The 13,502-nt window shown below is 25.9% G+C and carries 13 protein-coding genes; 12 read left to right on the forward strand and 1 reads right to left on the reverse strand.

Annotation, left to right across the window (positions count from 1 at the left end):
• The first annotated feature begins 27 nt into the window (after positions 1–27).
• From BN2920_RS10805 to BN2920_RS10815, 3 genes are all read left to right on the forward strand, one after another.
• Positions 28–1,680 (forward strand): LytS/YhcK type 5TM receptor domain-containing protein, encoded by a 1,653-nt coding sequence (locus tag BN2920_RS10805; RefSeq protein WP_058295017.1) that lies wholly within the window; start codon positions 28–30, stop codon positions 1,678–1,680.
• Positions 1,677–2,399, forward strand: a complete 723-nt coding sequence (locus BN2920_RS10810; protein ID WP_058295018.1) for a LytR/AlgR family response regulator transcription factor — start codon at positions 1,677–1,679, stop codon at positions 2,397–2,399. The genes BN2920_RS10805 and BN2920_RS10810 overlap by 4 nt, the downstream gene beginning before the upstream one ends.
• 153 nt (positions 2,400–2,552) lie before the next feature.
• Complete coding sequence (locus tag BN2920_RS10815; RefSeq protein WP_058295019.1) at positions 2,553–3,770, forward strand: L-lactate MFS transporter; 1,218 nt, start codon at positions 2,553–2,555, stop codon at positions 3,768–3,770.
• Positions 3,771–3,989: 219 nt separating this feature from the next.
• Here the strand turns inward: BN2920_RS10815 and BN2920_RS10820 are convergent, their stop codons facing one another.
• The gene (locus BN2920_RS10820) at positions 3,990–5,189 is read right to left on the reverse strand and encodes an IS110 family RNA-guided transposase (protein WP_058293047.1); all 1,200 of its coding nucleotides are present in this window, start codon (positions 5,187–5,189) and stop codon (positions 3,990–3,992) included.
• Positions 5,190–5,616: 427 nt separating this feature from the next.
• Between BN2920_RS10820 and BN2920_RS10825 the strand changes: the two genes are divergently transcribed.
• The 9 genes from BN2920_RS10825 (at position 5,617) to BN2920_RS10860 (ending at position 13,367) form a co-directional block, all read left to right on the forward strand.
• Positions 5,617–6,507 (forward strand): NUDIX hydrolase, encoded by an 891-nt coding sequence (locus BN2920_RS10825; RefSeq protein ID WP_058295020.1) that lies wholly within the window; start codon positions 5,617–5,619, stop codon positions 6,505–6,507.
• A 36-nt stretch (positions 6,508–6,543) separates the two neighbouring features.
• Complete coding sequence (locus BN2920_RS10830; protein WP_058295021.1) at positions 6,544–7,080, forward strand: cysteine hydrolase family protein; 537 nt, start codon at positions 6,544–6,546, stop codon at positions 7,078–7,080.
• A 32-nt stretch (positions 7,081–7,112) separates the two neighbouring features.
• Positions 7,113–7,913: a histidinol-phosphatase HisJ gene (gene hisJ / locus BN2920_RS10835; RefSeq protein ID WP_058295022.1), complete on the forward strand. Its 801-nt coding sequence runs from the start codon at positions 7,113–7,115 to the stop codon at positions 7,911–7,913.
• 262 nt (positions 7,914–8,175) lie between these two features.
• Complete coding sequence (locus BN2920_RS22660) at positions 8,176–8,604, forward strand: hypothetical protein (RefSeq protein WP_479680406.1); 429 nt, start codon at positions 8,176–8,178, stop codon at positions 8,602–8,604.
• Positions 8,605–8,705: 101 nt separating this feature from the next.
• Positions 8,706–9,386: an HD-GYP domain-containing protein gene (locus BN2920_RS22665; protein WP_338132743.1), complete on the forward strand. Its 681-nt coding sequence runs from the start codon at positions 8,706–8,708 to the stop codon at positions 9,384–9,386.
• 151 nt (positions 9,387–9,537) lie between these two features.
• Positions 9,538–9,777 carry a hypothetical protein gene (locus BN2920_RS10845; RefSeq protein ID WP_058295023.1) on the forward strand — a complete coding sequence of 80 codons (240 nt, stop codon included), beginning with the start codon at positions 9,538–9,540 and terminating at the stop codon, positions 9,775–9,777.
• Between the two features lie 71 nt (positions 9,778–9,848).
• Entirely contained in the window at positions 9,849–10,556 is a 708-nt protein-coding gene (locus BN2920_RS10850; protein ID WP_058295024.1) for a response regulator transcription factor, read from the forward strand.
• Entirely contained in the window at positions 10,528–12,819 is a 2,292-nt protein-coding gene (locus BN2920_RS10855) for a sensor histidine kinase (protein ID WP_058295025.1), read from the forward strand. Before BN2920_RS10850 ends, BN2920_RS10855 begins: the two co-directional genes overlap by 29 nt.
• 206 nt (positions 12,820–13,025) lie before the next feature.
• Complete coding sequence (locus BN2920_RS10860; protein ID WP_058295026.1) at positions 13,026–13,367, forward strand: hypothetical protein; 342 nt, start codon at positions 13,026–13,028, stop codon at positions 13,365–13,367.
• The last annotated feature ends 135 nt before the right edge of the window (positions 13,368–13,502 follow it).

Below are 13,502 nucleotides of genomic sequence, written 5' to 3' on the forward strand. Positions count from 1 at the left end.
TATAAATTATGGAGGTATTTAAAAAGCATGTTAGATTTATTATTCGAGTTTTTAGGTAGAATTACGCTTCTTTTAATATGTATATTTTTGTTGACTAGAGTGTATATTTTAAAAAATGTTTTTGCGAAGAAAAGCCATAGCAAAAAAGATAAAATAATAATTTCAATTATTTTTTCATTACTTGCCATATTTGCAACATATACTGGAATAAAAATTGATGGTTCTTTAATAAACGCTCGAATAATCACAATAGTAGCAGGTGGAGTACTTTTTGGACCAATTGTGGGAATTACAACAGGAATTATTTCAGGTATTCATAGATATCTAATAGATATGAATGGGATAAGTTCTATTCCATGTTTAATTAGCAGTATTTTAGCAGGTTTTATATCAGGATATGTATATAAAAAAGCAGATAGAAGTTTACAATGGATTGCAGCAATAGCCACTGGAATGCTATCTGAAACAGTAACTATGATATTAATAATTCTTATTAGTAAGCCTCACTCTATAGGATTTAGTATAGTATCAAAGATAGGTATTCCGATGATAATTGGTAATATTAGTGTTGGATTCATTATACAAATAATTCAAAGTATTGAAGATGAAAAAGAAAAATTAGCAGCAAGACATGCTAAGTTATCATTAGATATTGCTAATGAAGCTCTTCCTTATTTTAGAAACATAAATACTGATTCTCTAAATAAAGTATGTTCAATTATTAAAGAAAATATAGAAGCAGATGCAGTTGCAATAACTGATAAGAAGAATATTTTGGCTTATGTTGGATTTGGAAAAGAATATTATAAAATAGGACATGAAATAATAACTCAAGTTGCAAAGGATGCAATAGAAAACAATGAAATAATAATAAAAAATCATGGATTTCCAAGTAGAACAAGAATATTAAAATCTGCAATCATGCTACCACTTCATGACAAAAAAGATGTTATTGGATGTTTAAAAATATATTATATAAAAGAAAATAAAATAACTGAACCATTAATAAATCTTTCAACAGGTCTTGCAGAAATTATTTCAACATTAATGGAAATTGCTAAATTAGAAGATATTAAAAAGATGGCTGATAAATCAGAATTAAAAGCCCTTCAAACTCAAATAAATCCACATTTTCTATTCAATGCATTAAATGCTATAGCATCATCTATAAGAATAAATCCACAAAAAGCTAGAGAACTTATTATTAATCTTTCTAGCTATCTAAGATATAATTTAGAATTAAACGATGAATTTATAGATATAAATGATGAATTACAGCAAGTTAGAAATTATATAGAAATTGAAAAAGCTAGATTTGGAGATAAAATAAATGTAGTATGTGATGTAGATGATGTAAATGTAAAAATCCCAAGTTTAATAATACAACCGTTAGTAGAAAATGCTATAGTTCATGGTATTTTAAAGAACAAGGGAAAAGGAACTATAAAAGTAATTGTAAAAAAGCATCAAGAAGATGTTCAAATAATAATAATGGATGACGGGATAGGAATAAATGAAGAGATAATACAAAACATGTATAATGATGAGGTTCCAAAGGAAAATATAGGGCTTTATAATGTGAATTCAAGATTAAAACTTATTTATGGGCAGGGCCTTACAATAACAAGGCTTAATAAAGGAACTAAAATAGAGTTTTTTGTAAGGGAGGTAAAACAATGAAAGGAATAATCGTTGAAGATGAGTATTTATCTAGAGAGGAACTTAAATATTTTATTAAGAATTATAGCGGTATAGAAATAGTGGGTGAATTTGATGATGGTTTAGACGTACTTAAATTTCTTCAAGAAAATGAAGTAGATGCTATATTTTTAGATATAAATATACCCTCTTTGGATGGAGTATTTCTTGCAAAAAATATAAGTAAATTTGCTGTAAAGCCATATATTATTTTTATTACAGCGTATAAAGAACATGCAGCTGAAGCTTTTGAAATAGAAGCCTTTGACTATATACTAAAGCCTTATTCTGAAGATAGAATAATATCGATGCTTAGGAAACTTGAAATGAATTACAATCTTGAAAAAAATAAAAATAATGAAAATCATACTTTAGGAAAAATAAATCTATGGAAGAATGAAAAAATTATAGTTTTAGATATGGATGAGATATATTATTGTACTGCAAAAGATGGTATAACTTCTGTTTATACAAAAGATGAAGAATATTTAGTACATTCAAGTATATCTGAATTCTATAATAGTTTACCAAAAGATAAATTTTATAAATGTCATAGATCTTACATAGTAAATATAACTAAGATAAGAGAAATAATACCTTGGTTTAATAATACATATAATTTAAAACTTAATGGTATAGAAAAAGAAATACCAGTGAGTAGAAGTAAAATAAAAAAATTTAAGCAGCTTATGAATATATAAGTGTATTTTAAATACACATTTAAGCATTTCAATCATTTATTAATAGAATTGTCTATATTAGATGTATAATTAGCTAAACAATAAAGGTAATGTTTATTGAGATTATTTAAATACAGAAGATTTTATTATATATAATGAAGGGAGTGCAATAAAATGAAGAAGAAATTAGATAGTCGTTTGTTAATTATAATAGGTACTGTTATTGCACAGATAGGACTAGGAACAATATATACTTGGAGTTTATTTAATCAGCCGATTGCTGATGAATTTGGCTGGGATTTTAATAAGATATCAGTAACTTTTTCAATAACAAGTATTTCATTAGCATTTTCCACACTATTTGCGGGTAAAATTCAAGAAAAGATAGGAATTAAAAAACTTACAATAGTATCAGGAATTGTTTTAGGGATTAGCTTGCTTTTAGCATCAAAAATCAATTCAGTAGTTATGTTATATGTTACAGCAGGAATTATACTTGGTGCAGCGGATGGGATTGCATATTTATCCATATTGTCAAATTGCATAAAATGGTTTCCGGAAAAGAAGGGATTAATATCAGGAATTTCAGTTGGTGCATATGGAACAGGCAGTTTGATTTTTAAATATATTAATGGATATATGATAAATTCAAAAGGGGTATCTTCAGCATTTTTCTATTGGGGGATACTTGCCATGATATTAATAGTTGTAGGCGGTAAATTTTTAAAAGATGCCCCAGAGATTCAAGAAGAAACAAGTGGTACTTCAGGTGACAAAGAGTTTACGGTTTTAGAAATGTTAAAGACTAAGGAAGCTTACTTGTTATTCTTAGTATTTATTACAGCGTGTATGAGTGGCCTTTATGTAATAGGAATAGTAAAAGATATAGGCGTTGATTTGGTGGGATTAACACCTTTAGTTGCAGCTAATGCAGTAGCTATGGTAGCCATATTTAATACTATGGGCAGAATTGTTTTGGGTTCATTATCAGATAAAATAGGACAACTAAAAGTTGTTATGTATGCATTGGTAATAACAGCAGTATCAGTAATAGTTTTAAGTTTTGTACAGTTGAATTTAATAACATTTTTCGTATGTGTTGCAGCTATTGCATTTTGTTTTGGCGGATGTATCACAGTATTCCCAGGAATAGTAGGAGATTTCTTTGGGATAAATAATGAGACTAACAATTATGGCATCATATATCAAGGCTTTGGAGTTGGATCATTATTAGGAACATTTATTGCTACATCAACAGGTGGATTTAAACCAACATTTATAGCAATTGCAATACTATGTCTAGTTTCAATAATAATAATAGCTACAATAAATGCTCCACATAAGCACTTAGCAAAAAGTGCATTTAACAATAGGATAATATTAGAAAAATAATTGTGGCTATTGTTCATGAAATAAATATATTGTGTAGAATAAGAGTTTAGTGTAAAATAACCGAAATTCAATATATGATAGGCTCGATTGTAGGGAAATTTCAGCTAAAACCTGCTAAGAAAAATCAAGTTTTTTTTAGCAGGTTTTTTATATATTTTTTGCATGACAAATAAATTAAACAGAAATTCTGTTTAATTTAGATATAGATACTATCTAAATTTAAGTATTATAGACTTCTTTTACTCTAGCGTAGTATATTCTTAGAAACTTATTTAATGCAGCAATTTTAGCAACTTTTTTAGGTTTTCCTTCTGCTTCTTTTTTTAACATATATAAAAATATAGGATCATCCTTTGGTTTGGCACTTTTGATACATTTCATAATTTCATATCCAGTTTTTCGTAATAATGCAGAACCTCTTTTAGAAATACGACGTTTGTTTGCAACAAACTGTCCCGACTCAAAAGGAGGTGAATCAATACCCGTATAAGCTATCAAAGCCTTTTTATTATAAAAGCGTTTTAAATCACCGATTTCAGCAATTAAGCGTGGAGCCAATGTATCTCCAACTCCAGGCATATTTCTAACAACATTGTATTCCTTTAAACTACTTGCTAATTCTTGCATTTGTGATAATATCATAGATAGAGTTCTATCTATTTCGCTAAGAACTCGAACAGCTTCTAATACTAACATTTTGGTTGATGGGGTACTAGAAGATAGTGTAGGGATGCCTTCTTGTGCTAAAGCATATATCTGTTTTGCTTTTGTTTCACTTTGATGGTATCCTTTATTTTTTGCCCATTTAAAATAACTATTTATAAATTGCTTTTCATTTTTCTTGGTAATATTATCGTAATGCCAGTATTCTTTAACAAAATCATTTAATTTATCTTTCTCTGGCTTATCGGATCTATTTTTTAATAGATTTTTAATTCCTGGCATTGTTCTATCTAATAGATTACTTAGTACAAGTTTGCTCTCTATTCTCATAGCTATATAATGAGAATATTGCCTACCTAATAATTTTAATTCAGAATACACCTCATCTGTTGCTTCATAGTCAGTTAATTTAAACCAATTATCAATTCCATAATTAGCTATTTTGATAGAATCTAATTTATCAGTTTTACCTTTCCTTAATCCTATAGCAGAATATTTTTTCATAATTAATGGATTTATTACGGCTACAAATATACCATGATTTTTAAGATAAGTAAGTAGTGGCAAATGGTATGCACCGGTCGCTTCCATAACAACTCTAGTTTCTTCATTTAATTCAGAAATAGATTCAACTAATGCTTTTAAATCAGCTTCAGTATGATTTATTTCATGTGGTTCACTAATAACCTCACCATATTCTTTCAATATACATACTGTACTTTTTCCTTTTGAAACATCAATTCCAACACTAATCATGTTAATCCTCCTAAAAAATTATTGTAATTTTAATCCACCCACACTTATTACAATTCATTTTGGTTAGTTACACGAAAGCCGTACGGTTTCAACCTGCTTAATCGAATCTTTATAATAAGGGATGGCTGACAGTTTTAGCTACGGATGTTAAAACCCAATTCTAAAGTCGTCATACCAAATTACTCCCTTTATTATANGGTTATTCCACTCTAAACTTTCTACGTCCCTTATTTATGTTGTGTGACATCATAATTTTTATTTTTATATAAATTGAAATTCAAAATGAATTAAAATAAGTCCTGTTGATTAAAATATATGATATAATATTACATAGATAATATCAATTTTAAAGTATCTGATTAATACAATATATAAATTTAGAATAGTAAAATCTATATTTGATTTTAAAATCATAGAGGTGATCATAATGAAAGAGAAACAAATTTATAGTAGTGAAGAAGAGTTTTTAAAAGACTATGACTCTAATAAGTTTGATAAGCCTAGTGTTACAAATGATTTAATAATTTTTACAACAGAGAATATGGAAGAAGAGAATATAAGAAAAGTTCCCAGAAAAGGAATGCAGGTTCTTTTAGTTAAAAGAGATGAGTATCCTGAAAAAGGAAAGTGGGCAATTCCTGGTGGCTTTGTGCATATTAATGAAAGTTTAGAAGATGGCGCAACAAGAAAATTAAAAGAAGAAACAGGAATGGATAATGTTTATATGGAACAATTATATACTTTTGGTGAAACTAATAGAGATTCTAGAACAAGAGTAATAAGTATTGGAAATATAGCGTTAATATCTAAAGAGAATATTAATTATAATAAATCTAATAAAAATATGGAATCAATGTGGTTTTGGATAAATAAAAAAATATTAAATAAAGTAAATAGTGAAGATTATATTATAAATATATATGAATTAAGTTTGATAAGTGAAGATGGAAATATTGAAATTAAATATGAAATTACAGAGAAAATTGAAAAAAATATATTAAAAAGAAAAAATGAAATATATAACAATATTTTGGGAAAAGATGAATTGGCCTTTGATCATTATAAAATATTAGATTATGCTATTGATAGAATAAGAAATAAAGTTGAATATACTCCAATTGCTTTAAATTTACTTCCTAGATTATTTACTGTAAAAGAACTACAAAATGTGTATGAGGCAATTATGGGAAGAGAAATATTGAATTTTAGACGCAAAATGGGAGATATGATAATAGAAACTGATGAAATAATTGAAGGAAAACCATTTAGACCAGCTAAGATGTTTAAATATAATGAGGAATATGAACATAATTTTTAAGTAAGTAATATTAAGATATAAATAAAGGAGGAAATTATGAAAAAGATATTAGCAGTTATTGATTATCAAAAAGATTTTGTAGATGGTGCATTAGGGTTTAAAAAAGCTGAAACATTAGAGGCAGGTATATACAATAAAGTAAAAGAATATTTAGATAATAATAATAAAGTTGTATTCACATATGATACACATTTTGAAAATTATTTAGATACAAAAGAGGGAAAGCATCTTCCAGTTCCACATTGTTATTTAGGCAGTGAAGGTCATAATTTATATGGAAATTTAAAAGATTTTATAAATGAAGAAAATACAATACACGTAAAGAAAGAAGCTTTTGGAATAGCTCCTAAAGATATGATTAAACTTGCAGAAGAACTTGGAGATATTGATGAAATAGAGTTAGTAGGAGTTGTATCAAATATTTGCGTTATAAGTAATGTATGTACTTTTCAGGCACAATATCCTAATGCGCAAATAACTGTAGATAGTAATCTTTGTGCAAGTTTTGATGAATCTTTACATGAAAAAGTATTAGATGTTATGGAAGGGTTGCAAGTTCAAGTGATAAAATAAATTATAATTTTTAGATGGAGAGGGGCAATAAAATGAAAGAAAAAATAATTAGAGATGGGCATATACATTCGCCATTTTGTCCACATGGAACAAATGATTCTTTTGAAAAGTATATAGAAAAAGCAATAGAGCAAGGGCTTCAAGAAATAAGCTTTACAGAACATATGCCGCTTCCAGGATATTTTATGGATGATAAGAAATTTTTAGATGAATGTTCACCAAATGAAGAGCAAATAGAAAAATATTTTGAAGAACTAAAACTTATTAAAGAAAAATATAAAAATAAAATAAAAATAAATATTGGACTTGAAGTAGATTTTATAGAAGGATATGAAGATAAAACAACAAGGCTTTTAAATAAGTATGGAGAAAATTTAGAAGATGCACTGTTGTCACTACACTTTATAAAACTAAATAATGGTGAATATACAGATATTGATGGAATAAAAGGATTTGAAAGAGCTTTAGAAAACTTAGGATCAGTAGAAAATGTTTATGATAAGTATTATGAAACTTTACTCTTGGCAATACAAAGTGATTTGGGAACTTATAAACCTAAAAGAATAGGACATCCTAATTTAATACGTATATTTAATGAGTTATATCCAATTGAATATAAGAATAGATTTATATTGGAGGAAATAGTAAAAGCCATTAAATATAAAAATTATGAAGTGGATGTGAATACAGCTGGGATTAGAAAGCCATATTGCAAAGAACTTTATGTGAGCGGTATATTTAAAGAATTAGTTGAAGAATATAATGTAAAGAAAGTATATGGCTCAGATTCACACACAAGTAAAGATGTAGGGCGGGATTTTGACAAGGAATAATGGAACTAATAAGCAAATTTTTCATATATATTTCGAATTATTAATATTTAAGAAGAATTTCAAGTGGTAATGAGGAGGGATATAATATGAATAAGTGCTTAGAAGGTCTGATTGTATATTTTATTTGAGAGTTTGGAGATAAAGTAATATGAAAAATAAAATAAGAATACCTGCATATAATATAATTTTGGTTATTTATAAAGCTATTAATTCTATCGATGAAAAACTTTTAGATCATGGTAAAAGAGTTGCGTATATAATGATGAATCTTTTAAAATTCGAAAAGAATTATACAGAGGAAGAAATATTTGAAATATGTACTATTTCTATATTTCATGATTTGGGAGCATATAAAGTGGCAGAAAGAGAAAAATTAGCAGATGTAGAAGAAAATTCACCATTTAATCATGCTATCTATGGTTCATTATTTATAAAATATTTTTCACCTCTTTCAGATAAATATAAGATGGTACTAACACATCACTTTACCGAAAGATATTATAGAGAGAGAAATATAGATATTATATCAAAAGAGGGATTGTTGCTTAGTTTTGCAGATTATGTAGATAGAATAACAGTTAAAAATGGATATGTTGATATTAAGAAAAATAAATATATAATAGAAAATTATTCAAATAAATTTTTAGATTTATTAAATAAAGCAGATAAAGAANGAAAAATAAATATATAATAGAAAATTATTCAAATAAATTTTTAGATTTATTAAATAAAGCAGATAAAGAATATAGATTTATCTCAAAACTTAAAGATGGAACATATATAGATGAATTTATGGAATTCTTTAAGAAGAAGACATTTTTAAGAGAAGATGTTTTAGCGTATAGTAAAATGCTTGCATATTCAATAGATTTTAGAAGTGAAGCTACAGTAAAGCATACAATAGCTGTTGAAGCTATTTCTTATGAAATAGCAAAGTTATGCGAATTAGATGAAGAAACAGTTAATAAAATAGCGCTTTCAGCAACATTACATGATATTGGGAAAATAAGCATTCCAACTGAGATCCTAGAGAAGCCAGGTAAACTAACTAATGAAGAATTTGAAATAATGAAAAGTCATGCAAAGATAGGATACGATATATTAAGTGGACTTAATATCGATGATATAAGAGATATAGCAACGCTTCATCATGAAAAATTAGATGGAACTGGGTATCCATTTGGATTGAAAGAAGATAAATTAACTTTAGAGATGAGAATAGTAGCAGTCGCGGATATTATCAGTGCATTAATAGGAAGACGTAGTTATAAAGAAGAATTTAAGAAAGAAGAAATAATAAAAATATTGAATGATATGGTGAGCAATAAAAAAATAGATAAGAAAGTAGTAAATTTATTTGTAGAAAAATATGATTATGTAATTGGTCAAGCTAACATTAGATCTCAAGAGTTAATGCAGTCATATATAAATATAAAAAAAGAATATAATGAAATGTTACATAGATTTAGTTAGAATTTGAATTTTAAAGATAACACTTAAGGTATTGCAATTACTTTAAGTGTTATTTTATTTTTCTTTAGAAATTCTTTAGCTTTTTTAGATGTATATCTTAAATTTTTAGAATTACAATTTGTTTAGATCAAAAGAAAGGGGGAATTTGAGATTGAAAAAATTAATTATTATCTATATTGCTAGTTTATTACTTTTAATAAGTGAATGTGTAAATACATCATTTTTTTATATTTTTATATTGAATATAAAAGATAGTATTTTGCAGTTAAACTTTAATTTTGCAATTAAATTTATTTTAGTAGCTTTAGGGGGGATTATAATTACATTTTTAATTATAAATGAATGTGTAAAAAGAAATTCAACTATTAAATTAATAAAAAGACAAAGTTAAAATAAGTTATGATAATATATTATATGATTCTATAAATACTAATCATACAATTATATAAAGGTGGGAAAATAATGAAAGCATATAATATTTTAATAGTTGAAGATGAAAAAGAAATCTGTGATGGAGTTGCAATATATTTAAGAAATCAGGGATACAATGTATTTAAAGCTAATAATGGAATAGAAGGTCTTGAAATTATAGAAAAAGAAGATATACATTTGGCAATAGTAGATATAATGATGCCAAGGATGGATGGAACAACAATGGTTATGAAGCTTAGAGAAGAACATGAATTTCCAGTAATAATGCTTACAGCTAAATCTGAAGAAATGGATAAGATTATGGGACTAAATATTGGCGCAGATGACTATGTAACAAAACCATTTAATCCTATGGAATTAATTGCAAGAGTTAATTCACAGCTTAGAAGATATTTAAAATATTTAAATATAATAAATAATTTAGAGAAGAAAAATAATAATGTGGTAGTAGGTGGACTTGAAATAAATGTTGAAACAAAAGAGATATATGTTGATGGAGAAAATATAAAAGTTACACCTATTGAATTTAAGATTCTTCATTTATTAATGAAAAATCCAGGAAGAGTATTTTCAGCAGAAGAAATATACGAAAGTGTGTGGAAGGAGCAGGCAGTGAATACTGATACAGTTATGGTACATGTAAGAAACATAAGAGAAAAGATTGAAATTGATTCAAAGAATCCTAGATATTTAAAGGTGGTGTGGGGAGTTGGCTATAAAATTGAAAAACAGAAATAATACTGAAATAATAAAAAATAATTCTAATAAAAAAAATATTAATATCAATATAATTGCAATAATTCTTTTAGTTATAATTTCTGGTGGAATAATGCTTTTTTATCCAAAGTTAAAAGAATGTGCAAAAATGGATAAAACACAAATTTATGAAGATAACTATTTTTTAGATAAAATATATGATTCAAGTTATATGTTATATAAGGATGTTTTAGAACATAAAAAGGGCTCAGAAATATCAATTGAAGAAGCCTATATAAAAGAGTACTTAGTAGATGATTATTACCAAGATAATTATTATGGTACTGGGTCTTTTTCAGATGAATCTAATTATGAAGATGGGAATAGAGAAATAACAAAATCAGAGGTTAATATCAGTTTAGATAAAGAAATTGAAGCAGATAAGAAAAACATAGTAAGAAATTTAGATGAAAACTATCTGCAGAATAAAAGAACATTACAAAATGATTTAAGAAATGTACAATATGCAGTATTTGATAATGATAATAATTTAATAGCAAGTAATGTAGAGCAAGATCTTTTAAATATTGATAATATTAAAGAAAAATATGATTTTTATGTTGAATTAGCATTTAATAAAAATGGATTGGCAGATATATTAAAAAGTCATGGAATAGATGAAGATTTACTTAGTAATAGAATGTCAAATTATAATTATAACAAAAACGAAACCTATCAGTATAATTACACTAAGGCATCTTTAAATTCAATAAGCGATTGTAAATTTATATATGCAATTCCAAAAGAACTGAAATATGTAGATTATATAACTGAATTAAGAACTTCATATAATGAAGGCGTTGATCAAAATGTAATTATGGCATTTGTTGGTTCTGTATTTGTTGTCATTCTTATAGTATCCTTTTTTCTTCCATATAATAAAGGAAAAAATATAGTTGGTATAAGATTTATAAATAAGATTCCAACAGAAATAAATATAGTTATTTATATATGCTTGGCTTTGAGTATAGCAGCACTTTGTTTACTCGGACTTCAAAGCACTTTAGATGGAAATGCTATTAAAGCACTTAATAATTTGCGCTTAGGTACAGGTTATTCAAATACAATACTATTTATAGCAAATATCTTTATGTGGAGTATATCTATATATTCAATTTTTTCTGGAGTTATGTTATTAAAATATATATTTACAACAGGGCTTAAAACATATTTAAAAGAAAACATGCTTCTATGTAAGCTTTATAGATTTTTTGTTAGAAAAATAAATAATATTAGAAATGAACTATATCATTTAGATTTAAAGGATAAATCTAATAAAATGATAATAAAGATTATTCTAATTAACTTTTTAATACTATCATTAATTTCAGCAATTTGGATCTTTGGAATTGGCGCAGCGGCTATTTATTCTATTGTATTATTCTTTATAGTAACTAAATATGTTGACGATATAAAGATAAAGTTTTCAAAACTTTTAGACTCAACAAATAAAATTGCAGAAGGAAATTTAGGTATAGAAATAGATGAAGATTTAGGAATATTTAATCCAGTCAAAGAAGCAATTCTTAATATTAAGAAGGGATTTAAAAATGCTGTAGATGAAGAAGTAAAAAGTCAAAGAATGAAAACTGAATTGATTTCAAACGTATCACATGATTTAAAAACCCCATTAACATCAATAATAACTTATGTTGATTTATTAAAGAATCCTGAGATTACAGAAGAAGAAAGAAAATCATATATAGATACATTAGATAAAAAATCTCAAAGATTAAAATTTTTAATTGAAGATTTATTTGAAGTAAGCAAGGCTACAAGCGGAAATATTAAATTGAACTTAGTAAAAGTTGATATAGTAGAGCTTATGAGACAAACACAGATAGAGCTTCAAGATAAATTAAAAAATTCAAAACTTGTAGTTAGAAATGACTATCCGGAAAATAAAATAATACTTAATTTAGATAGTCAAAAAACTTATAGGGTATTTGAAAATCTTTTAAATAATGTAGCTAAGTATGCTATGGAAAATTCAAGGGTATATATAAATATAGTGGATAATATTGATACAGCAGAAATTACAATTAGAAATATGTCTGCAAACGAAATTAATTTTACACCTGATGAAATCGTAGAAAGATTTCAAAGAGGAGATAAATCAAGAAATACTGAAGGATCAGGACTTGGTCTTGCAATTGCTAAAAGTTTTGTGGAAGCACAAGGAGGCAATTTTAATATTGAAATTGATGGAGACTTATTTAAAGTAATAATTACATTAAAAAAATAATTTGACTTAAAAAACACTAAATTAATGAAATTTAATTATTTTGTTAATTTAGTGTTTTTTCAATTTTTTTATGTTTTTTATAAAAAAAATTAAAAACTATAAAAATGCAATTTATAATGGCTTTTATTATTTTTGTTTACTTTATGATAGTTGCACATATATAATTTAAAATATAGAATTAAATTAATATAAGATTGGAGAAATGTATGAATAAATTATTTCAAATTAAAGATTTAGAATTTTATGAAGAAGATTTCGTTGAAGATATACATGACTATGAAGACATAATTGATATAGTACAAGAGTTAAGTGAAGAATTAGATTATGAAATCATAGAAATTGCAGGATCCAATGGATGCTGCAATGATACTAAAAAAAATTATCTAGTTGAAATCATTGGATATGTAGATGAAAATGATGAATTTGTTACTAAAAATGAGCGTGATAAAATGGGCTTTATGGCTGATAAGAAACAATTTGATTTATTTGTGATAACAATACATAAGTGTACAGCATGTAATAAATGGGTTATTTCTATTTTAGAATAGTTTTAAATTTAGTAGTATAAAAAAATAAAATGCAAAAGATATATGCGTATAGATTTAAACTTAAAATTATGATTTTAAGTTTACGAAGGGACGCGTGAATATCATATGAAATTTTTAAAAAATAAAAAATATTAT

The sequence above is a fragment of the Clostridium neonatale genome, from assembly GCF_001458595.1.
GTDB lineage: Bacteria > Bacillota > Clostridia > Clostridiales > Clostridiaceae > Clostridium > Clostridium neonatale.

Excerpts from the sequence above, each read along its gene's own strand:
- BN2920_RS10805 (WP_058295017.1), top strand. The coding sequence starts at position 28 with ATGTTAGATTTATTATTCGAGTTTTTAGGTAGAATTACGCTTCTTTTA.
- BN2920_RS10810 (WP_058295018.1), top strand. The coding sequence starts at position 1,677 with ATGAAAGGAATAATCGTTGAAGATGAGTATTTATCTAGAGAGGAACTT.
- BN2920_RS10815 (WP_058295019.1), top strand. The coding sequence starts at position 2,553 with ATGAAGAAGAAATTAGATAGTCGTTTGTTAATTATAATAGGTACTGTT.
- BN2920_RS10820 (WP_058293047.1), bottom strand. The coding sequence starts at position 5,189 with ATGATTAGTGTTGGAATTGATGTTTCAAAAGGAAAAAGTACAGTATGT.
- BN2920_RS10825 (WP_058295020.1), top strand. The coding sequence starts at position 5,617 with ATGAAAGAGAAACAAATTTATAGTAGTGAAGAAGAGTTTTTAAAAGAC.
- BN2920_RS10830 (WP_058295021.1), top strand. The coding sequence starts at position 6,544 with ATGAAAAAGATATTAGCAGTTATTGATTATCAAAAAGATTTTGTAGAT.
- hisJ (WP_058295022.1), top strand. The coding sequence starts at position 7,113 with ATGAAAGAAAAAATAATTAGAGATGGGCATATACATTCGCCATTTTGT.
- BN2920_RS22665 (WP_338132743.1), top strand. The coding sequence starts at position 8,706 with ATGGAATTCTTTAAGAAGAAGACATTTTTAAGAGAAGATGTTTTAGCG.
- BN2920_RS10850 (WP_058295024.1), top strand. The coding sequence starts at position 9,849 with ATGAAAGCATATAATATTTTAATAGTTGAAGATGAAAAAGAAATCTGT.
- BN2920_RS10860 (WP_058295026.1), top strand. The coding sequence starts at position 13,026 with ATGAATAAATTATTTCAAATTAAAGATTTAGAATTTTATGAAGAAGAT.